The 22776-nt window shown below is 44.6% G+C and carries 20 protein-coding genes; 11 read left to right on the top strand and 9 right to left on the bottom strand.

The genetic code is table 11. The features are described from left to right. Positions 1-36 precede the first annotated feature (36 nt). Entirely contained in the window at positions 37-1800 is a 1764-nt protein-coding gene (locus tag ABJF92_RS11055; protein WP_446815854.1) for a sodium:solute symporter family transporter, read from the top strand. 1211 nt (positions 1801-3011) lie between these two features. Here the strand turns inward: ABJF92_RS11055 and ABJF92_RS11050 are convergent. The 4 genes from ABJF92_RS11050 to ABJF92_RS11035 form a co-directional block, all read right to left on the bottom strand. Beyond that, on the bottom strand, positions 3012-4295 hold the full coding sequence (locus tag ABJF92_RS11050) for a TRAP transporter large permease (RefSeq protein ID WP_446815853.1): 1284 nt from the start codon (positions 4293-4295) through the stop codon (positions 3012-3014). A 1-nt stretch (position 4296) separates the two neighbouring features. After that, a complete protein-coding gene (locus ABJF92_RS11045) occupies positions 4297-4821 on the bottom strand; it encodes a TRAP transporter small permease (RefSeq protein WP_446815852.1) in 525 nt (174 codons plus the stop codon). A gap of 53 nt (positions 4822-4874) precedes the next feature. After that, complete coding sequence (locus tag ABJF92_RS11040) at positions 4875-5846, bottom strand: TRAP transporter substrate-binding protein (protein ID WP_446815851.1); 972 nt, start codon at positions 5844-5846, stop codon at positions 4875-4877. A gap of 263 nt (positions 5847-6109) precedes the next feature. Then, positions 6110-6829 carry a FadR/GntR family transcriptional regulator gene (locus ABJF92_RS11035; protein ID WP_446815850.1) on the bottom strand — a complete coding sequence of 240 codons (720 nt, stop codon included), beginning with the start codon at positions 6827-6829 and terminating at the stop codon, positions 6110-6112. Between the two features lie 326 nt (positions 6830-7155). Between ABJF92_RS11035 and ABJF92_RS11030 the strand changes: the two genes are divergently transcribed. Continuing rightward, positions 7156-7941, top strand: a complete 786-nt coding sequence (locus ABJF92_RS11030) for an SDR family NAD(P)-dependent oxidoreductase (RefSeq protein ID WP_446815849.1) — start codon at positions 7156-7158, stop codon at positions 7939-7941. A gap of 79 nt (positions 7942-8020) precedes the next feature. On the opposite strand, the gene ABJF92_RS11025 is transcribed toward ABJF92_RS11030, so the two are convergent. The 4 genes from ABJF92_RS11025 to ABJF92_RS11010 form a co-directional block, all read right to left on the bottom strand. Then, entirely contained in the window at positions 8021-8881 is an 861-nt protein-coding gene (locus ABJF92_RS11025; protein WP_446815848.1) for an ABC transporter permease, read from the bottom strand. Continuing rightward, positions 8878-9714, bottom strand: a complete 837-nt coding sequence (locus ABJF92_RS11020; protein WP_446815847.1) for an ABC transporter permease — start codon at positions 9712-9714, stop codon at positions 8878-8880. The genes ABJF92_RS11025 and ABJF92_RS11020 overlap by 4 nt, the downstream gene beginning before the upstream one ends. Positions 9715-9800: 86 nt before the next feature. After that, entirely contained in the window at positions 9801-10949 is a 1149-nt protein-coding gene (locus ABJF92_RS11015; RefSeq protein WP_446815846.1) for an ABC transporter substrate-binding protein, read from the bottom strand. Between the two features lie 8 nt (positions 10950-10957). Continuing rightward, positions 10958-12049, bottom strand: a complete 1092-nt coding sequence (locus tag ABJF92_RS11010; protein WP_446815845.1) for an ABC transporter ATP-binding protein — start codon at positions 12047-12049, stop codon at positions 10958-10960. A gap of 181 nt (positions 12050-12230) precedes the next feature. On the opposite strand from ABJF92_RS11010, the gene ABJF92_RS11005 reads away from it, so the two are divergent. The 3 genes from ABJF92_RS11005 to ABJF92_RS10995 are packed head-to-tail and all read left to right on the top strand — an operon-like array spanning position 12231 to position 14838. Beyond that, a complete protein-coding gene (locus ABJF92_RS11005; RefSeq protein ID WP_446815844.1) occupies positions 12231-12992 on the top strand; it encodes an MBL fold metallo-hydrolase in 762 nt (253 codons plus the stop codon). Between the two features lie 17 nt (positions 12993-13009). After that, the gene (locus ABJF92_RS11000) at positions 13010-14032 is read left to right on the top strand and encodes a LacI family DNA-binding transcriptional regulator (protein ID WP_446815843.1); all 1023 of its coding nucleotides are present in this window, start codon (positions 13010-13012) and stop codon (positions 14030-14032) included. 26 nt (positions 14033-14058) lie between these two features. Beyond that, the gene (locus tag ABJF92_RS10995) at positions 14059-14838 is read left to right on the top strand and encodes an inositol monophosphatase family protein (protein WP_446815842.1); all 780 of its coding nucleotides are present in this window, start codon (positions 14059-14061) and stop codon (positions 14836-14838) included. A gap of 36 nt (positions 14839-14874) precedes the next feature. Here ABJF92_RS10995 and ABJF92_RS10990 read toward each other — a convergent pair whose 3' ends face one another. Further along, complete coding sequence (locus ABJF92_RS10990) at positions 14875-15756, bottom strand: LysR family transcriptional regulator (protein WP_446815841.1); 882 nt, start codon at positions 15754-15756, stop codon at positions 14875-14877. 127 nt (positions 15757-15883) lie between these two features. Between ABJF92_RS10990 and ABJF92_RS10985 the strand changes: the two genes are divergently transcribed. The 6 genes from ABJF92_RS10985 (at position 15884) to ABJF92_RS10960 (ending at position 22776) form a co-directional block, all read left to right on the top strand. Continuing rightward, entirely contained in the window at positions 15884-16588 is a 705-nt protein-coding gene (locus ABJF92_RS10985; protein ID WP_446815840.1) for a CoA transferase subunit A, read from the top strand. Positions 16589-16636: 48 nt separating this feature from the next. Continuing rightward, entirely contained in the window at positions 16637-17302 is a 666-nt protein-coding gene (locus tag ABJF92_RS10980; protein WP_446815839.1) for a CoA transferase subunit B, read from the top strand. Positions 17303-17322: 20 nt separating this feature from the next. Then, the gene (locus ABJF92_RS10975) at positions 17323-18498 is read left to right on the top strand and encodes an acetyl-CoA C-acetyltransferase (RefSeq protein ID WP_446815838.1); all 1176 of its coding nucleotides are present in this window, start codon (positions 17323-17325) and stop codon (positions 18496-18498) included. Between the two features lie 102 nt (positions 18499-18600). Next, the gene (locus tag ABJF92_RS10970; protein ID WP_446815837.1) at positions 18601-19980 is read left to right on the top strand and encodes a TIGR00366 family protein; all 1380 of its coding nucleotides are present in this window, start codon (positions 18601-18603) and stop codon (positions 19978-19980) included. A gap of 212 nt (positions 19981-20192) precedes the next feature. Continuing rightward, a complete protein-coding gene (gene xylF, locus ABJF92_RS10965) occupies positions 20193-21191 on the top strand; it encodes a D-xylose ABC transporter substrate-binding protein (RefSeq protein WP_446815836.1) in 999 nt (332 codons plus the stop codon). Positions 21192-21255: 64 nt separating this feature from the next. Further along, complete coding sequence (locus tag ABJF92_RS10960; protein ID WP_446815835.1) at positions 21256-22776, top strand: xylose ABC transporter ATP-binding protein; 1521 nt, start codon at positions 21256-21258, stop codon at positions 22774-22776.

Genomic DNA, 22776 nt, shown 5'->3' with positions numbered 1-22776 from the left:
TCAAGCGCTCTAATTACAAAAATAAAGGGTAATAATATGGATGCAATTATTGTTGGAATATACTTCATATTCTTAATGGCAATTGGCTGGATGTTTCGTACATTCACAAGTACAACAAGTGATTACTTCCGTGGTGGCGGTAACATGTTGTGGTGGATGGTAGGTGCAACAGCCTTCATGACTCAGTTTAGTGCTTGGACTTTTACTGGGGCGGCGGGTAAGGCCTACAACGATGGTTTCGCAGTAGCGGTAATTTTCGTCGCAAATGCCTTCGGTTATTTGATGAACTACCTATACTTCGCGCCTAAGTTCAGACAACTAAGGATTATCACGGTTATTGAAGCCATTCGTATGCGCTTTGGTGCAACCAACGAGCAGGTCTTTACCTGGTCGAGTATGCCTAACAGTATTGTGTCGGCCGGTGTGTGGCTAAATGCATTGGCGATTATTGCTTCCAGTATTTTTGGTGTGGATATGACCACCACCATTATCATTACTGGTCTAGTGGTATTGGTGATGTCTGTAACTGGTGGTTCTTGGGCGGTTATTGCCTCGGACTTCATGCAGATGGTTATCATCATGGCAGTTACCGTTACTTGTGCAACCGTTGCCATTGTTAAAGGTGGTGGTGTAGGCGAAATCATTTCTAACTTCCCTTTAGATGAGGGCGGTAGCTTCCTTACAGGTAACAACCTTAACTACTTGAGCATCTTTGGTATTTGGGCTGTGTTTATCTTCTTCAAACAGTTTAGTATCACAAACAACATGCTTAACTCTTATCGCTACCTTGCAGCGAAAGACTCTAACAACGCTAAGAAAGCGGCATTGTTGGCGTGTGTATTAATGACTATGGGTCCTCTAATTTGGTTTATGCCAAGCTGGTTTGTTGCGGGTCAAGGTGTTGATCTTGCTGCCATCTATCCAGAAGCGGGTAAAAAAGCGGCGGACTTCTCTTACCTATACTTTGTTGAGCAGTACATGCCAGCGGGTATGGTGGGCTTGTTGATCGCTGCTATGTTTGCTGCAACCATGTCTTCAATGGACTCTGGTTTGAACCGTAACTCTGGTATTTTCGTTAAGAACTTCTACCAGACAATTCTTCGTCCAGACTCCTCTGAAAAAGAATTGGTATTTGTTTCAAAGCTGACTTCTACTTTCTTCGGTATCGCTATCATCTTGATCGCCTTGTTCATCAACTCTCTTAAGGGTTTGAGCTTGTTTGATACCATGATGTATGTCGGTGCCTTGATTGGCTTCCCTATGACGATTCCAGCTTTCCTAGGCTTCTTTATTAAGAAGACACCAGACTGGGCAGGTTGGGGTACCTTGGTCATGGGTGGGTTTGTTTCTTACTACGTGGGCTTCGTTGTGACACCAGAAATGGTTCAGAACCTATTCGGCCTACAAGAGCTAACAAGTCGTGAATGGTCAGATTCTAAAGTGGCAATTGGTCTTCTTGGTCATATTGTATTCACTGGTGGTTTCTTCATCTTCTCTACCTTGTTCTACAAGCCGCTTTCTGAAACTCGCCAACGTGATGTAGACTTGTTCTTCAACAACTTGGCAACACCTTTAGTTTCCGAAGGTAGCGTACAAAAAGCATTGGATAACAAACAACGTAAGATGTTGGGTACTTTGATTGCCATCGCAGGTATTGGTGTAATGGGTATGTTCTTGATACCTAATCCATTCTGGGGACGCTGTGTGTTCCTATTCTGTGGTGCTATCGTCCTAGGTGTTGGTCTACTATTGGTTAAAGCAGTAGATGATGTCGTGGAGCAGGAAAGCGCTGAGGCGTAATCCTTCTGCACCTAAGTGATAAGCTTCTAAAGGCATAACAACCTAGTTGTTATGCCTTTTTTTATGTCTTCAGAACGTGCCAATTCCTTGTTGATATCGCCTCTCCCAACATCACCGGTAACTGTAGTTCCTACGGAGCCATTGTTCGTATAAATACGCACTGATCGCTGTAGGTGCGGCTTTAGCCGCAGGCGGAAATCATGGTCGTGGAGAGAATGATCTAATTCAAAATTTACCCCTCAACACCGTCTGTAATTGTGGTTACTGCGGAACCATTTCCGCATAAATGCGAACGGATCTCTGTAGGTTTGGCTTTAGCCGCAGGCGGAAATCATGGTCGTCGAGAGAATGATCTGATTCAAATCTTACCCCCCAACACCGTCTGTAATCGTGGTTCCTGCGGAACCATTTCCGCATAAATGCGAACTTACATTTAGGGTGTTTGGGTGTGGCGATTCTGCATGAAAATACACGCCGACCTCTGTAGGTTAGGCTTTAGCCTAACGCGGAAGTCATGGTCGTGGAGAGAATGATCTAATTCAAACCTTATCCCCAACACCGTCTGTAACCGTGGTTCCTGCGGAACCGTTTCCGCATAAATGCGAACCTACATTTAGGGCGTTTGGGTGTGGCGATTCTGCATGAAAATACACGCCGATCTCTGTAGGTTTGGTTTTAGCCGCAGGCGGAAATCATGGTCGTCGAGAGAATGATCTGATTCAAATCTTACCCCCCAACACCGTCTGTAATCGTGGTTCCTGCGGAACCATTTCCGCATAAATGCGAACCTACATTTAGGGCATTTGGGTGTGGCGGTTCTGCATGAAAATACACGCCGATCTCTGTAGGTGCGGCTTTAGCCGCAGGCGGAAATCATGGTCGTCGAGAGAATGATCTGATTCAAATCTTACCCCCCAACACCGTCTGTAACCGTTCTTCCTACGGAACCATTTCCGCATAAATGCGAACCTACATTTAGGGCGTTTGGGTGTGGTCGTGGAGAGAATGATCTGATTCAAACCTTATCCCCAACACCGTCTGTAACCGTTGTTCCTACGGAACCATTTCCGCATAAATGCGGACCTACGTTTAGGTTGTTTGAACATTGCAGGCTAGGGTTTGAATCAATAAGAAAAGAGGAGGGCGCTAGACATAAAAAAACCAGTGAATCGATACCGATTCACTGGTTTTAAATTATGCTCAGTAACAAATTAGTTAGCGAGCGAATTTGGTAATGTCATTGAAATAGCTGGAACAAAAGTTACCAGGATTAAAGCACCTAACATGGCAATGTAGAATGGCCAAATAGTTCTAACAGCTTTCTGGATGGTAACACCGCCCACCACACAACCAACGAATAAACATGCACCGACTGGAGGTGTACATAAGCCTAGCCCCAAGTTCATCATCATCATGATACCGAAGTGTACAGGATCCATACCAAAGCCCACGGCAATTGGTAAGAAGATAGGGGTACAGATCAAGATCAATGCCGCCATATCCATGATCATACCCAATGTTAGTAATAACAAGTTAAGTAGTATCAAGATGACAATCGGATTGTCAGAGATAGAGGTGATGAAGTTCGAAAGTACAGCGGGTACTTGGTAGAACGCCAACATGTAACCAAACGCTGAGGCACAACCAATCAAAATCATGACCATGCCGGTCGTTTTGATAGAGCTAGTAACAGCCGTGATGAACGCAGTTGGTGTGAGTGAACGGTACACAAAAACGGCGACTAAGATGGCATATATTGCCCCGATAGCACCAGATTCCGTTACTGTGAAGACACCAGACAACGTACCGCCTACTACGATTACCGCCGTGATCAAACCTGGTACGGAGCCCAGGAAAGAAATGGCAAGAATCTTCATGCCTACGAATGGTTCAGTAGGGAATTTCTTCTTAATAGCGATCATGCGAGCAACAAAAGCCAGCAAACAACACATCAAGATGCCTGGTACGATACCTGCCATAAATAAGCTTGAAATTGAGATACCACCACCAGCGGCAACAACATAAAGGATCATGTTATGGCTAGGTGGGATCACAATACCGGCAATAGAAGAGGTCACTGTAACGTTTACGGCAAAGTCATCGTCATAACCTTTTTCTTTCATGACTGGAATAAGTAGAGATCCCAGTGCAGATATGTCGGCGACGGCAGAACCTGAAATTCCACCAAACAACATACTAGAAAAAATGTTTACTTGTGCAAGGCCACCACGCATCCAACCAACAGAGGAAGAGGCAAGGCGAATCAGGCGAGCAGCAATGCCCCCATGTAGCATAAGTTCACCAGCAAAGATGAAGAATGGTACGGCTAATAGTGCAAATGTTGACATCCCTGCAACAATGCGCTGATATCCCACCATCAATGGTAAACCTTCAAACATAAAGGCTGATATAGCGGCAATACCTAGGGCAAAGGCCACTGGTACGCCCATCAACATAATGAGGCCAAAAACACCTAATAAAATAGCTAAACCCATGTTATTTGTTCTCCTGGCGAGAAGATTGAGGCTGTGTAAATTGGTAAAGTGATCTTACAATTCGGTCGATAGAAAAGATGCAGATTAACCAGCCAGAAATGATAACAGGTATGTAACGTATACCATCACTAATACCCAAAAGTGGAATTTTCTTACCCCAAGCAAATTGTGCCAAATCAGTGACATGTACGGCCATAAGGAAGCCAAATGTCGCCATAATGATATCGGCAAATAGACCCACTAGAGCTTTGCCAGAGTCAGGCAATAGTTGAGTTAAGATATCTACACTAAGGTGTGTTCTTTCATGTATACCGACAGAAGCGGTCAGAAAGCTAATAGTGATGACAAGTAATAAGGAGAGTTGTTCAACCCAAGTAGGGGTATCATTTAGTATATAACGACCATATACCAACCAAGCGAATGAGAATATTAGCACTAGCATGCAGATGCCAGAAATAAGGTTTGCAAGGCGTTTAACTAAAACAATAGCAGTATCGTATATGTTCAGGATGTTGTTATTATTCATGATTTATCTCAATAAAAAGCGGGAACATAAAGTATGTTCCCGCTAATTGTTACCTAGTCGATGCTTTGAATTTCTTCAATGTACGACGCTAAAACTGGTGTTGCTTTAATCGCTTGCTCGTAAACAGGTTTCATTGCTTTAGAGAAAGCAGTGCTGTCTTCAACTTCGTTGAAAGTTACGCCAGCAGCCTCAACAATGCGACGGCTTTCTGCTTCACGTGCAGCCCATAGTTCACGTTGCATCGCGACACTTTTAGCGGCTTCAACTTTCAAAGCGGCCTGATCTTCGCTAGAAAGGTCATCCCATGCTTTTGTGCTGACACATAGACACTCAGGAATGATCAAGTGATGAGATAAAGAGTAGTATTTAGCGACTTCGTAGTGGTTAGTAGACTCGTACGATGGTGGGTTGTTCTCCGCGCCATCAACGACACCTGTTTTAAGAGATTGGTAAACCTCGTTAAACGCCATTGGTGTACCGTTACCACCTAGAGCTGCAATCATGCCAACATAAAGTTCGTTGTTCATAACACGGAACTTCATGCCTTCCATGTCGCTAGGTTTAGTAATAGGTTTAGAGTTGTTGTAGAAAGAGCGTGAACCCGCATCATACCAACCTAAAGATTTGATGCCGTAGTTAGACATAGCATCACTTAGACGATCACCAAAAGATCCGTCAAGCACACGGTGCATGTGGTCTACATCTTTAAAAATGAAAGGTAGGGAAACGATGTTTGCTTCAGGAATGTCGGTACCCATTGGCCCAAGGCTAAAGCCAGCAAATTGGATAGAACCGATTCGCATCATTTGGATAGCATCACCTTGGCTACCTAAAACGGCGCCGTTATACAAAGTACCACCAACACGACCATCAGTGACTTTTTCTGCGTTTTGAATGAAAGATTCAAGAGCGTCAGTAATAGGGTAATCTTTGTTATGGATGTTCCAACCAGTCCATGCGGAAAGAGCGGAGCCTGAAAAGACAAGTCCAGCTAGAGCGGCAGATGCAATAAGAGTTTTTTTCATTGTTTTTTTCCTCTTTTAATTTTTGTGCTTTTTTACAAAGCGGGCTTATTATTTTTAGAGAAACTAATTTTTACCGTATCTAATGGTTAATGGCAATAGTGTTATTGTATTATTTTATAATTCGTGTGAAAAAAATGTAATTTGTTAGGAGAGGTTCATGGCTAGGCAACAGAAAATATATGTTGTGAGACCAGTGTAGTCGCCTTATCGAAAGGATAGCAAGCGTTTTTACATCCGATAAGGCGACTTTAATCGTGTGATTATTACGCAGTCTCTAATTCTGGTAAACGGTGTTTTGAAGATTGTAAGTGATCAGCAGAGACGGATCTTGCCTTGGCACTGTCACCCGCCATGATTGCTTCATAGATAAGTCTATGCTCATTTAGACAGACGGCCCCATGTTTGGATGAATGCAAAATAAACGTTTTAAACATGGTGGTCAGGATATTACCAAAAGGCAGGTAAAAATCATTGTTGGTCGCATTGAAAATCAAGCGGTGAAAACTCAGGTCAACCTCTGTCCAAGTGTCTAGGTCAAAGTTTTCAGTGACCTTCACCATACGCTGAAAGATTTCGGAAAGTTCTATCCGTTGTTCTGCAGTGGCATGAATGGCCGCTAGCGCACAAGCTTCTGGTTCCACGGCGCGACGCAAGCCAAGAAATTGTGTGCAGAAAACTTCGGAGTCGCTAATGCCATCCATCCATTCGATAAGCTGGGGGTCTAGAAAATTCCAGTAAGCACGATGTACCACTTTTGTACCAATCTTAGGGCGTGATTCTAATAGTCCTTTAGACGTCAGCAATTTAATAGCTTCACGTAAAGCGGTTCGGCTCACACCAAACTGCTCACATAGGGCCATCTCATTAGGGACAATAGATCCTTGAGGTAATTCACCCGCTAAAATCCGACGGGCAATACTTCTTGCCACCTGCACATGAAGGCTGCGAGAAGAAGTTGAGATAGTAGAAAAGTTATTGGTCATGGTGTTCCTAACATTTAGGCGTGAGATCGAATGTTATAGAAATCTTGTACTTTGGATACAGGAATTAATCAGCAATTTTAACACATTCACGCATTTATTTTTATAATTTAAGTGATTTTAAAATTGTATTACTTAATGACGCATGCCGACTTTGTCATTAAAAATATTTTCGATCACTTAGAGACATACTATGCAAAAGTATAGGCCTTGCCTATAAAAATCATGACTAATCTCGTAAAAGTTACAAGTTGAAGACCTTGAATTTGGACAGATTGAAGTCTAGATTAATACTATTGTAGTACTAATAAAAATAAAAGGAGTGAAAAATGTTTAACGATCTATCTGATCAGAAGGTATTGATTACAGGTTCCACGGCTGGCATTGGCCTAGCCGTTGCGAAGCTTTTTGTAGCACAAGGCGCCAAAGTTGCGATCAACGGACGTAGTCAAAATGAGACCACTGAAACTGCGTTGGCCAATTTAAAAAGTCTTGCTGAGGATCCTAACAATGTTGTTTTTATCGGGGCAGATTTAAGCAAATCTAGCCAATGCGAGCAGCTGGTTACTGACTTTGTTAGTATCTTCGGTGGCATAGATGTATTAATTAATAACGCCGGTGGGTTAGGTGGGCGTTCAGGGCTAGAGCTCATTGATGATGCTTTTTATGATCACGTGATGGATTTGAATGCTCGCTCTGCCCTCATGATGACCAAGTACGCCATTCCGCACCTGCGTAAATCTGCGGCTGATTCCGGTAAAACCTCTTCAGTAATTAGTACTGGCTCCATCGCTGGTCGCGAAGGCGGAGGCTTAGGTGCTGGTATTTATGCCGCCTCGAAAGCTTGGTTGCACAACATTCATCGCAACTGGGTAAAAGAATACAGTAAGGATAATATCCGTTTTAATATTGTCTCACCGGGCACTATAGATACCCAATTTCACGCGGATAAAAGCGATGAGCTGAAAGATAAAATTGCCGGCAGTATTGCTTTTGGGCGCTTTGGCAGCTCCGAAGAACTCGCTCCCTCTTTTGCGTTCTTTGCTTCCCATCAATGCAGTGGCTACATCACAGGGCAAATCCTTGATGTGAACGGCGGACAAATGAGCCCGTAAGGGAAGCGAATCACCGTCTATATTGGGTTTATGCAAACCAGGCTCGGTCCTCACCAAGCTTGGTTTTTTTATGGGTTAGCTATTTCCCTAATTTAGACAAAACTTCTGGGCTCATAAATTTATGGATTACCAACATAAAGAAAATCGAGGGCACTAATAAAATGAGAGCAGTAATGGAAGCAATCTGATAGTTACCTTCCATACTGGCAGTATATAAGAGTAAAGGTAAGGTACTGATGTCTGGGGCTCCAACAAAGAAAGTACCGGTAAATTCATCCAATGATTCCAGAAAAACAAAAATACTGCTGGCGATTAAACCCGGAGCGGCTTGGGGTAGTACGATATGGAAAAACGTATAAATCGGTCCAGCGCCTAGATTGCGAGACGCACGTTCTAGCATAGGGTCAGTGGATGAAAACGCTGCGACACTGATCCATACGGAAAACATCAGACCATGAACACTGTGAACAATGACCACACCGAACAATGTACCATTTAAATTAAACTCATAAAAAAGGCGCGCAATATTCATATATACCGTTAGGTTAGGGAAGGCTTGGGGGATCAAAAATAACAGCATCCAAAAAACACGCCATGGCATACTGTGTTTAGATAGCGCATAACCTGCCGGCACACTCACCAATAAACAGACCACTACGGTTAAAAGGGCGATGATTAAACTGGTTATTAAGGATCCAGATACATCACTATAAGGGTTAAACACCTGCTGCCAATATTTAAAACCCCATTGGGATGGTAGGGCATTGGGGAAATACCAAACTTCGGTAACTGTCCAAATCATCAGGTTCATAATCGGACCGAACAGCACTAAAGCGAAGATCAGAATAAAGCCCATTTGCCCCCAAAAACTCAATTGAAAAGGCAACCGGCCGCCAGATAATAACCTCTGATGGGGCTTTAAATTATTTATCTGTTTCATGATCTTACTCCTTTATCCTCTAAGCTCTGACGTAAATAGAACCATGCCAATCCTGCGCAGAGCACATAAGACACCAGCCCTAAAGCATTCGCCACTGAATAATCCCCATAAGAGTTGACCCTAAAGGCCATGTCGGCGCTGATCATGGTGGGGGTTCCTGTTCCTATCATTAGTGGTACAGATAACACCGACATCATGGTCACGGTAGACAGCACCAAAGAAACGCCGATAGTTGGGGCAACTTGCGGCAAGATGATGTTAATTAAAATACGCACACGAGAGGCGCCAAGGTTACGAGCAGCACGTATTTGTGATTCATCAAGAGCTGCCATGGCGCCACTAATTAGTAGGGTGGTAAAGGCCAATTGCTTCCAAACAAAGGTAATGATGATGCCGCTCCAACCAAGAAACGAGACAGTATCCATGGGGGTCATTAGGCCGCTGGCAATGAAAGCATTATTCATCAAGCCGTTTTTGGCGAGAAAAGTACGCATCATTTGGGCGGTAACAATAAAAGGAATAAACAGCGGAAGACGATATAAAAAACCTAATAGAGTCACCACAGAGCGAAATGGCGATAAAGTAATTAGGGCGGCTATAGAAATGGATAATACCGCTAAAATAACCACACTGCTTAAGACAATAATCAGAGTAAAGAGTATGTCTGTTGAGTAGAGCTCAAAGATTTTTTCTAAATGCGCCAGTGTAAACTGGCCTGATTCCGCGGACACTGCAGAATACAGGGAAAAAGCCAACGGATATAAAAAAAAGATGGCGACCATAAGCGCCGCTGGAGCCACAAGCCAATAATAATGCGATGTTTTAACACCCATAGGAATAACCTTTATTAGGAGAAGCGAGAAAACACGACATTGCTCACAATGTGATGGATGCCATGTTTTCTCACAGAGAGGATCAATTAATTAGAGACTTTGCGCTCATAGCCTTCTTTTATGTCGTCAAAATATTCCGCGATCGGGAAGCTTTTGCCGTATTTGGCTAGGTCGCTTGGGGTAATTTCCGCAAACAATTTCTCCCAGCTGGCTTTGTCCAGTTTGCTTTTAACGTTATCTGCGTCAATGCCTGGGTACCAGTTAAAACGTTTCACAATTCCTTCCGCTTGTACTTCCGGGCTAGTAGCAAGTGTAATAAACTCACGAGCTAGCTGCGGGTGAGCGGCTTTGCTTGGTGTTACGTAATACATAGGTTGGCCAGGCATGCCCGGTCCAATCAAGGCTAACTTCATCGTTGGCGGGATCTTACCTTGATCTTTCCAGCTGTAAAACATATCTACCCATACTGGGCCCATGAAAATTTCACCACGATTCAACATGTCTAGAGTGCCGGCATTACCTGGAGTGAAGGTAACGTTTTGGTTAAAAGCTTTTAAATCTGTAAACGCTTGGTTCCATTCGTTTTTCTTTTGGCTATCGTAAGATTGGCTAGATAGAGTGTTAGCATCGCTACCGTAGGCATAAATCCAACCGGTGACAAAGCTCACCCCAGACATGCCATTTTTAATGCCGTTATAACCAAAGGCTTTTGGGTGCTTTTGTGTCCAAGTCACTAGTTCATCATAGGACTTAGGTGGGTTTTTGACGAAAGCGCTGTTGTAGGCAATCGCTGTTTGACTGTGGAACATAGGCATAACATAACCTTCCACATTGGTACCTAAAGCATTTTTAGCACTGTCTCGTGTCACTAAAGCCCCAGTACTAATGTCGTTACGGTAGTTAGCAAGTAACCCCTCGTTAACCATCTCACCACCAACTTTCTGATGAACAACGGCCACATCGATATCCCAGTTTTCTTGGTTACTGTCTTTTTGAGCGGACAGTTTTTCAAAAATTTTGTGTGAGCCAGCATCGCCAGGTCCTGTGCCGACCACCTTTATTTTGACGTCTGGATGCATAGCTTCGAATTTAGGCGCTAAATAAGTTTTTACGTAATCCACCATATTTTGGCTACCAGCAGTAGCAACGTTTAACACGGTTTCGGCTTGAGCAACGGCTGAAAATTGTGCGAGGCCAATTGTGGCAATGACAGCAATTTTAGTTTTAGTAAACATGATATTCCTCATTGATTCGACGTAAACGACATAAAGTTAGTTTGCACTTGGTTCTCGACCATATGATCGTAGATATGCAACTTAGAAATTGGAACACGTAGGGTAACGGGAGTGTTCATAGGCAAATCAGCACTGTGATCTACCTGTATAATGTGCGCCCCGCAGCGCACACTAATTCGATAATTATTGCCAAAAAAAGCTGTGTCTAAGACATGCCCTTGAGTACTAAGATCAGAGTTTTTTAGCTCTGCTAGCGGCGTTTCACTGGAGAGACTTAGTTGCACGCTTTTACTGCGAAAATACACTGATTTCGAAGACTGGCTAGAGTGTTCAGGTAAGTTCAAATTGAGTGTGATTGCAGCATCCTCACAGGGCCAAATGAGATGGTTTTCCGCCCCCATAAAATCTGCCACAAAGGCACTTTTGGGTTTTTGATAAATTTCTTCTGGGGTGCCTATTTGTTCAATGCGACCTTGGTTAAGGACGGCAATGCGATCGGCCATCACCAAGGCTTCTTCTTGGTCATGGGTGACAATTAAAGAGGTAAAACCGAGTTGTTTTTGTAGAGCTTTAATCTCATGGCGCACATTGAGACGTACCTTAGCATCAAGGTTTGATAAGGGTTCATCCAGCACCAATACATCCGGACGTATGGCCAAGGCACGAGCTAAGGCAACCCTTTGACGTTGACCACCTGACAGGGCGGTAACCTTCTCATCCTCTAAACCATCAAGTTTTACAATGCTTAATAATTCGCCAACTCTTTGCTGTATTTCTGCCTTACTGACTTTTTGTACCTTTAAACCATAGGCAATATTTTGCGCCACTGTCATATGGGGCCATAGGGCATAGCTTTGAAATACCATGGTGATATTGCGCTTCTCAGCAGGCAGTTGGCTAATGTCACGCTGACCGATAAAAATCTCCCCGTGGGAGATGGGCACAAAACCGCAAAGAGCATTTAGCAAAGTCGTTTTCCCACAGCCAGATGGACCTAACAGGGCAATCATTTCCCCTTCTTCAACGGACAAGCTGATATCGTTTAAGATACGTTTATTGCCGTAACCTGCTTGTAGGTTTGCCATGTGTAAGCGTGTCATCTAGTGCTCCGAGTTTGGCCCAGTAGCTGTTCTAGGCTTTTTTTAATTTATTTTGCAAAAATGAACACGTGTTCACTTCACTGTAAAAAAAATGTAATGTCTAAACGACATTATGGTTGCCTACTTTGTCGTACTTTTGTGACATTTTAATTAAAGCTGCAAAATAACTTTGAGAGAAAAAATGAAAATCGATGTGATTGGAAGTGGCAGTGCATTTTCTAAAGTCAACAATACCTCAGCGTTACATATTAGTGATGAGGCTAGTAAACAATGGTTGATCGACTGTGGACCCACGGTGCCAAGAGCGCTCTGGCAACGTGATTTAGAGGTGAATGCGATCGATGTTATTTACTTCACTCATATACACCCAGATCACAGTACTGGCCTAACCGCCTTGCTGAATAACTGGAAGAGCTTTAAACGCGAAAAAGCCCTACATATCTATTGTCAACGAGAGCAAAGAGAACCTTTACAGGCTTTAGTTAGCTTGGCCATATGGCCGCAAACGAGTATCGGCTTTGAAATCACTTGGCATGATATTGAAGAGGCTTTTTCATGGCAGAATTGGCATCTACAAACCGCTTCTACACAGCATGAAATGTCCAATAAAGCCATTCGTATTAGCGTGGATAATCAGGTGCTGTTTTACAGCGGAGACGGTCGTCCTACAGCCGCTACCGAAGCGTTAATGCAAGGTGCAGATTTGGCTTTTCAAGAATGTGCTTCGTTCCAAAGCTTAGCGCACGATGCTTCCCATGGTGACTATGGGGATTGCGTGCGTTTGCTAAAGCAGGGTGGCATTGGCCACTTAGGGCTCTATCACTGTTTTGATGATGCCATTGCTGACTTAAAGAAGGCCAGCCAGAGCGTAGAGAAACTATTCGTCAGTCGAGATGGCTTAAACCTAGATCTCGCGCAATTACCAACATCCATTGCATTGTAAATAATCAGGAGAAAATTTTGATTAAGCACCGCAAAAAATCTTCAGTTACGGCACAGGATGTCGCCTTACGTGCAGGTGTATCAAGGGCTGCGGTGTCGCGCACATTTACCAACAATGGCAGCGTGGCGAAACATACCCGAGAAAAAGTCTTACAGGCCGCTAACGAATTGGGTTATCAGGTGAATTTTTTAGCGCAAGGCTTAAACCGTAAGCGCAGTCAGCTAATAGGAGTGGTTGTAGCAAGGCTCAGTGACCCTTTTCGTAGCGGGTTACTAGAAGGTCTGCTGCTTGAAATCCAAAGACAAGGGTATCAAGCCATGGTCACCGAAGTGCGCAACGCCGATGGCTTGGAAGAGACCATTCGCCGCTTTACGCAATTTCGTGTCTCTGGCGTTATAGTCACGTCAGGACAACCCCCTAGTGAACTGGTCAATGAGTGTGTACAGCATAATATTCCTGTAGTGGGTATTAACCGCCAAATGGATATAAAAGATGTGGACTTCGTTTGTTCAGATAATAAAGCAGGGGCCGCTTTGGCTGCCCAACAATTGCTTGAAAGCGGCTGTAAACAACTTGCTTGGCTCAACTATAAAGATTCAACATGGGGGGGCATCAATCGTGGTGAGTGCTTTAAACATGCCATTGATCAACATCAACTTCAGGCTCTCGAATTATTGGCTGAACAAGACGGTTATCAGGGTGGTAGACAAGCTGCGCACCAGCTATGCGCTAGCCAAAATTGGAACATAGATGGTGTGTTTTGTGCTAATGCACAACTAGCATGTGGATTTCTCGATGGCATGCGTGAGCAAGGATTTAGTGCTCCACAAGATTTTCACTTGATCGGTTTCGACGATACAGAGTTGACCGGGCAATACAGTTATCAGCTTACCACTATTAGGCAAAACATTGACTTGATTGCCAAGCAAGCAGTCCTAAACTTACAAGCTCGTGGTCGTGATAACACGGCAAAGCAGCGCTTTGATCTTGTTCCAGTGACGCTAACTTTAAGGGCAACATCGCCTGCTTTAACTGATTAATTATTCTTGTTTTTAAGGACAACCAAATGCAAATAAGTAACCAAGATTCCATCTTAGAACAAGCGGTTAGGCTGGCAGGAGAAAAAGCCCAAGTGTTGCGCCAGCAAGGTTTATCGATAACAACAAAGGGCCGCCAAGACTTTGTATCTCAAGCCGATCTCGCTGTAGAAAAGACGCTTAAACAAACAATTTTGGCACTGTATCCAAATGATGCATTTTTGGGCGAAGAAGGGGGCTTTAGCCCAGCGGAAGAGCCTGAGAAAACTCATGGTATTTGGGTGATTGATCCAATTGATGGCACCAGTAACTATCTACAAAATATGGATTATTGGTGCGTATCTGTTGCGTATGTGGTGCAAGGTGAAATTCAATTAGGCTTGATCTATGCCCCTGATAGAAATGAGTTTTTCTTTACTCGAAAAGGTGAAGGAAGCTTTTTAAATGGTGAAAAACTTTCTATGAGTGAGCCGGAGGTGGGGCAGGTTATTATCGGGCTAGGGCGCTCTAATCGAAGACCTTTAAGCGATTATTTGAACGTATTAACTCATCTTGATGAACAGGATGTGGAATACCGACGCTTTGGTGCGGGCGCCTTGATGCTTGCCCATGTGGCTTGTGGCCAGGTTCATGGTTATTTTGAAGCACACTTAAACAGCTGGGATGCGTTAGCAGGCTTATTATTAATTGAACAGGCGGGTGGTAAAGTGCCGGATTTTTTAGCGAATGATGGCCTTTTAAAGGGAAATTCTATGTGGGCGGCTAGTCCTAAATTATGGGCGCAATTAAGCGTTGATTTAGGGGCTTAATAGCACTCGTTTCGTCAATGTTAGACCTACTGTAAATTACGCATAGGTCTCTATTAGAACATCGAGCATGGCAGCTGCCGCAATCGAAAGATTGGATCTAGGTTGACATATTACGCCCACTCGACGGGCAATTTCAGGTGATGTAATTGGGCGGCAAATGGCCCCTTGTTCTGTTGCCTGTTGTTGACACAGAGCAGGTACAACCGCTACGCCCATGCCTTCACTGACCATGCGACTAACCGTTGTGAGCTGGTGGGCATCAAAAGCCACATTTAACTCTATTTCAGCTTTTTGTAAGGCCATTTCTATCATGGTGCGTACACTGGATGGGCGCTGAAGGGTAATAAAGTCGTAAGCCAAGATCGCTTGCCAAGTTAGGCTTTGCTCTGCTTCTAAAGGGTGGTCCGCCGGCAAAATAGCAATAAACTTATCTTCGTATAAAGGATAGAACGCCATGTCGATAGGGTAATAGGGCTCAAAGGAAATACCTAATTCCACCTGATTGTTACTGACCATTTCCACCACGGTATCGGAAAGTACATCGTCAATAGCGACCTGAATATCTGGGTAGACATCATGGTAATTACGAATCGCTTTAGGCAACAATGACGCGGCAAAGGAGGGCATAGCCGCAATGGTGATCTTGCCTAGTTGCAAGGCGAAGCGTTGTTTCATTTCCTCTTCGGCATTTTCCCACTGCGCCAGCAGTCGTTTGGCGATCGGCACCAGCGCTTCCCCTTCAGGCGTTAAGGCTATGGTTCGTGTGGTACGTGTCAGTAATTTGCCACCTAAATTGTCTTCTAAATTCTTAATCGACAAGCTCAAAGCGGGCTGAGATAAGTGCATCATATTGGCCGCGCTGGCAAAACTCATGGTTTGGGCAACTGCTAGGAAGGCACGAACTTGCTTAATATTCATTTAAAAAACTTATTAATAAATAGGTAATTTAAATTTAATTAATTTATCCCCTTGAGTCAAACTGAGTCTCATCGATGCTTCCCCCAGAAGCATACTTAAAACACCGACTGATAATGGGAGAATAACAATGGCGGGTTTTGATAAGGTCGTAACCAGTTATGCAGCCGCCCTAGAGGGGCTTGAAGACGGTATGACTGTCCTAGCCGGAGGCTTTGGCCTATGCGGCATTCCAGAAAATCTAATTCAACAAATCAAACTTAAAGGCACTAAAGATCTTACCGTGGTATCCAATAACTGCGGTGTTGATGGCTTTGGGTTAGGCATTCTTCTGGTGGACAAACAAATCCGCAAGATGATCTCTTCCTATGTGGGTGAGAACGCACTTTTTGAAAAACAGCTATTGGCTGGCGAATTAGAGGTGGAATTGACCCCTCAAGGCACCTTAGCCGAAAAGATGCGCGCAGGTGGTGCTGGCATTCCTGCTTTTTACACCGCAACAGGTGTTGGAACACCCATTGGTGAAGGAAAAGAAGTCAAAGTTTTCAATGACCGTGAATACCTACTAGAAGAATCCATTACTGGTGATTTTGCCATTGTGAAGGGCTGGAAAGCGGATCGTTATGGCAATGTTGTTTACCGTCATACTGCACAAAACTTCAACCCACTCGCCGCCACGGCGGGCAAAATTACCGTGGTAGAGGTGGAAGAAATTGTGGAAGTAGGTGAGCTCGACCCAGCCCACATCCATACTCCTGGTATCTATGTTGATCGTGTTATTCAAGGTAGTTTTGAAAAACGCATCGAACAAAAAACCGTTAAAGCCGCACAGTAACGTCCCGTACGTTGTAGCAAACACTTTAAAAATAACAAGAGGTGAAAGATGGCACTTTCTCGAGAACAAATGGCACAACGTGTGGCCCAAGAATTACGTGATGGTTATTACGTTAATCTAGGGATAGGCATTCCAACGCTAGTAGCAAACTTCGTTCCAGACGGTATGGAAGTGATGCTGCAGTCAGAAAATGGTTTATTGGGCATGGGGGAATTTCCCACCGAGGAAACCATGGACGCCGATATGATCAATGCGGGTAAGCAAACGGTTACCGCTGTTAAAGGTGCATCGATTTTTTCTTCTGCAGAGTCCTTTGCCATGATACGTGGCGGCCATGTTGACCTAACGGTACTTGGCGCCTTCGAAGTAGACGTGATGGGCAATATTGCATCCTGGATGATCCCTAACAAATTGGTCAAAGGAATGGGCGGCGCAATGGACCTTGTTGCGGGTGCCGAGAACATTATTGTCACTATGACTCATGCGTCGAAATCTGGTGAGTCGAAATTATTATCCGCCTGTTCGTTGCCATTAACCGGCAAAGGTTGTATCAAAAAAGTATTGACCGACTTAGCTTGGCTAGAGATCAAAGATGGGGCGTTTGTGTTAAAAGAACGCGCCCCTGGCGTGAGTGTGGAAGAAATCCAGCAAAAAACTCAAGGCAAGTTAATTATTCCGGATCATGTTGCTGAGATGCAATTTAACTCACATTAAACCTTGTCGGAGAGAGCAATATGAAAGCTGTTATTGTCAGTGCTGCTAGAACGCCTATTGGTGCCTTTAATGGTGGTTTGTCTCCGCTTAGTGCCGTGCAAATTGGTACTCAGTTACTTACCGCTATGTTGGCTAAGCAGCCGCAGTTAAAAGAGCAGATAGATGAAGTGATTTTAGGCCAAGTACTTGCTGCAGGTTGTGGTCAAAACCCTGCGCGCCAAACGGCTCTTCATGCAGGTTTAGATCAAAGCGTGAGCGCCATGACCATTAATAAAGTATGTGGTTCTGGTTTAAAAGCGGTGCAGTTGGCGGCCCAAGCGGTCTTAAGTGGCGATGCACAAATGGTGGTAGCCGGTGGTCAAGAAAGCATGAGCCAAGCGGCCCACGTATTACCACAAAGCCGTAATGGTAAAAAAATGGGCGACTGGAAAATGGTCGACACCATGATCAGTGATGGTTTATGGGATGCTTTTCATGACTATCACATGGGGCAAACTGCGGAAAACATTGCCGAGCGTTGGGACTTTTCAAGAGCAGAGCAAGATGCTTTTGCGCTGTGTTCTCAGCAAAAAGCCGCCGAGGCACAGTCTAAAGGCCGTTTTGAAGACGAAATTGTGCCGATCAGTATAGCTCAGCGTAAAGGCGAGCCTTTAATCGTCGCGCAAGATGAACAAATTCGTGGCAATACCAGCTTAGAAACCCTCGCTAAATTACGTCCTGCCTTTGCCAAACAAGGCACAGTAACCGCAGGTAACGCTTCCACACTAAACGACGGTGCCGCCATGGTAATCGTCACCACAGAAGAAAAAGCTCAGCAATTAGGTTTACCTGTCCTTGCAGTGATCGAAGCCTCTGCCAGTGCTGGAGTTGCTCCTGAAATAATGGGCACAGGGCCAATATCGGCTACTCAAAAAGCCTTAAGTAAAGCGGGTTGGGACAGCCAACAGCTTGACCTTATCGAGGCCAACGAAGCTTTTGCGGTACAAGCTTTGTGCGTCAATAAAGAACTTGCCTTAGACACTAATAAAGTCAATGTGAATGGTGGCGCCATTGCACTTGGGCATCCTATTGGTGCGTCGGGTTGTCGAATTCTAGTCAGTCTAATACACGAAATGCAGCGACAAGATCTAAACAAAGGTTTGGCGACGCTCTGTATTGGCGGCGGAATGGGGGTCGCTATGCTGGTGTCGCGATAGGCACCAGAGAGTAATACCCCTAACAAAACTATGCCAAAAGCATAAATAAATAAGGCCTCGATCCGAGGCACCTATAATAAATATAATATTAGGACGATAACTATGAGCACAAATGTAGCCCAATTAACCCTGTTACAACGGCTAAGTAAGTTTTTTGTTACCCTGTTACAACGTTACCTACCAGACCCTTTTATCTTTGCCATCGTGTTGACCCTAGTGGTGTTCGTACTGGTGATGCCCAGTACAGGGCAGGGGCCTATGCAAGTAGTAAATGCTTGGGCTGGTGGCTTTTGGAAACTTCTAACCTTTGCCATGCAAATGGCCATGGTGGTGGTGACCGGTCATGCTATGGCCAGTGCGCCTGCGTTTAAACGTAAATTAGCCATGCTAGCGGGCATTGCTAAAACACCAGGTCAAGCTATTGTTTTGGTTACCTTTATTAGTGCGGCAGCATGCTGGATTAACTGGGGCTTCGGTCTAGTGGTTGGGGCAATTTTCGCTCGTGAAATCGCCGCTCGTGTGAAAGGTGTCGATTACCGTTTGCTTATCGCTTCTGCTTACAGTGGTTTCTTATTCTGGCATGCGGGTTTGTCGGGCTCGATTCCATTAGCGATTGCCAGCGGTAGTAATAACGAGGTCATCACGAATGGTGCTGTGGTCGGAGCGATTCCAACTTCTGAAACCATTTTCTCTACCATGAACTTGGCGATTCTTGGGGTGATGTTTATCACTATTCCATTATTGAATCGTTTAATGCATCCAGCCCCTCAGGATACGGTTTCTATTGATGCACATTTGCTAAATGAGCAAGAAGTTGAGCCCGAGCAAAAAGCCAAAGCGGATATGTCACCAGCGGAGCGTATGGAAAACAGCCGTCTGTTATCTTACCTGCTGGGTGCCATGGGCTTCGCCTATATTATTTATTACTTTGTGAATAATGGCTTTGCCTTAAACCTGAATATCGTCAACTTTACCTTCTTGTTTGCTGCGATTGTGCTCCATGGAACACCAAAAAGTTTATTAAACTCTGTTTCTCAAGGGGCAAAAAACTGTTCGGGTATCCTGCTGCAGTTTCCTTTCTATGCGGGCATCATGGGTATGATGACAGCCACTGGTGATTCTGGTGCTTCCTTGGCGGGGGTTATCTCTGAAGCGTTTGTGTCTGTATCAAATGAAGTGACCTTCCCATTATTTACCTTCCTAAGTGCCGGTATTGTGAACTTCTTTGTACCCTCAGGTGGCGGTCAATGGGCGGTGCAAGCCCCTATTATGATGCCTGCAGGGGCGGCCTTGGGTGTGGATGCTGCGAAAACTGCCATGGCCATTGCTTGGGGTGATGCGTGGACCAATATGATCCAACCTTTCTGGGCATTGCCTGCGTTAGCTATCGCAGGGCTTGGCGCGAAAGATGTCATGGGTTACTGCATTCTGGCCTTGTTAGGCTCGGGCGTGATCATTTCAATTGGCTTATTAGTATTTTAATAGCAGCGAATTGAGGATGAGCAAATAAACCAGCTGCGGCTGGTTTTTTTGTGCCTGCAATATCGCTTGTTACTGAGTGCTTAGGGTTTTGTAAATAAAGCTAAAGGGAAACAAAAAAAGATAATACACCTAAATTAAGCCTGCCTTTACATTGTAATGACTCCTTTTAGGAGGCGCTTCAATCAATAAAAATAAGATAAAAGGAAAAGCAGATGAAGAAAATTGTATCAATGACTTTGATCGCTGCGTGTGTAGCAGCATCCGCACCCGCCATGGCAGCCGGTGAAAAAATTGGCTTGCTAATGTCGGACTTACGACTAGAGCGTTGGCAGAAAGACCGTGATTTATTCACGGAAGCCGCTGAGGCAATGGGTGCTAAAGTCTATACTCAATCCGCAAACGGCAATGTGAATACACAAATTTCACAAGTGGAAAATATGATTTCCCGCGGTGTGGATGTACTGGTCATCGTGCCTGAAAACGGTGAAGTACTGGGTAATGTTCTGGCGGAAGCTAAATCAGAAGGTATTAAGGTATTAGCCTACGACCGCTTGATTAAGTTTGCTGACATTGATCTTTATGTATCCTTCGACAATATCCGCGTGGGTGAAATGCAAGCTGAGGCTTTGCTAGAACGCAAACCAAGCGGTAATTATTTCCTATTGGGCGGCTCTCCAACCGACAATAACGCCAAAATGTTCCGTCAAGGACAGATGAACGTTATCCAACCTGCCATCGATGCTAAGAAAATCAACATAGTGGGTGACCAGTGGGCCATGGGTTGGTCTGCTGAAGCCGCTTTGAACATCATGGAAAATGGCTTAACGGCTAACGCCAACAAGGTAGATGCCGTCGTGGCGTCTAATGATTCTACCGCAGGTGGTGCAATTCAAGCATTAGCGGCGCAAGGTTTAAGTGGCAAGGTGGTGATTTCCGGCCAAGACGCTGACTTAGCGGCAATGCGTCGTATTGTGGCCGGCACGCAAACCATGACAGTCTATAAACCGATTTCCAAGCTGGCAAAAACCAGTGCTGAAATGGCGGTTAAACTGGCTCGTGGCGAAAGCATTAACGTAAATGGTCATGTTAATAATGGCAAAAAAGACGTTGATGCTGTGTTACTTACTCCTATCGCGGTCACCAAAGATAACCTAGATGCAACCGTCATTGCCGACGGCTTCCACTCTCGTGACGACGTTTTCAACCCTTAGTTTGTTCGATAGCTGAATCATGGCACTCGCAAGAGTGCCTTTGCTTTTTCATAGAGGTGTCATTATGAAGCAGCCCTTATTGGATATGCGTGGGATTGTGAAAAGTTTTTCGGGTGTACGTGCTTTAAATGGTGTGAGCATCCAGCTCGACAAGGGCGAAGTATTGTCCGTGTGCGGCGAAAATGGATCGGGTAAATCTACCCTAATGAAAGTGCTGAGTGGAGTGTGGCCGTACGGTACTTATGAAGGTGAAATTCACTTTGATGGACAACAGGTTAAGGCGAGTAGCATTCGAGACACGGAAGCTTTAGGTATCGTCATCATTCACCAAGAGCTGGCCTTAGTTAAAGAGCTTAGCGTGCTAGAAAATATCTTTTTGGGTAATGAACTAGGCTCCCAGGCACGCTTAGATGACGAAGCCATGTACCAGCGTACGGCTGAGCTATTAAGCCGAGTAAAGTTAGATGTTCTACCCGATACGCCTGTGCGTGAACTTGGAGTTGGTCAACAACAGCTGGTGGAAATTGCTAAAGCATTAAACAAAGATGTGAAGCTATTAATTTTAGATGAGCCAACCTCTTCTTTAACCAGTAAAGAGATTGAAATACTGCTGGATATTGTTAAGCAGCTAAAGACTCAGGGTATTGCTTGTATTTATATTTCCCATAAATTGGACGAAGTACTAGCACTTTCTAACTGGGTGGCCGTGATCCGTGACGGCGACCATATTGCCACCAAAGCCGCGGACCAACTCACTCAAAACGACATTATAGGCATGATGGTTGGGCGTGAGTTAGACGAATTATTCCCCCGTGAATCCCACCCCATCGGCGAAGTGATGTTACGAGTGAAAGAAGCCACCGCCAGCCAGCATGGGGCATCTCGTCCTCAGGTAGATAATGTCAGTTTTGAGCTAAAACGCGGTGAGATTTTAGGGATTTCTGGACTCATTGGCTCTGGTCGAACCGAGTTGATGCAATGTTTGTATGGGAGCTATGAGGGACAATACCAAGCCCAGATAGAACTTGAAGGAAAAGACATCTCGATTCGCTCCCAGCGTGTGGCACTGCAGGCGGGAATTGCCATGGTACCAGAGGATAGGAAGCGTCATGGCATAGTGCCCATCATGGGTGTTGGTCGCAATATTACCTTGTCTATGTTGGGACAGTACTGCGGAATGCTCGGGCAAATAGACGAAGAGCGGGAAAACCAAGACATTGATGAGTATATCGCCCGTTTAAAAGTCAAAACGGCCACGGCAGAGTTGGCCATCAAAAATCTCAGTGGCGGTAATCAGCAAAAAGCCATTATTGCCAAATGTCTGCTCAGCAAGCCGAAAATTTTGATCCTAGATGAACCAACTCGCGGTATTGATGTGGGGGCTAAGTACGAAATTTACAAACTTATGTACGCGCTGGTGAAAGAAGGGGTTTCTATCATTATGGTGTCTTCCGAGTTACCGGAAGTTATCGGTATTAGTGACCGAGTGTTAGTGATGCATGAAGGGCGCCTGAAAGGCGAGTTTGATCATCAAGGCTTAACCCAAGAAATCATCATGAATTGTGCTATTAAAGAGGGCGCATAA

It is taken from the genome of Marinomonas sp. (genome assembly GCF_039940335.1).
GTDB lineage: Bacteria > Pseudomonadota > Gammaproteobacteria > Pseudomonadales > Marinomonadaceae > Marinomonas.
This window is presented reverse-complemented; position numbering and strand designations above follow the sequence as displayed.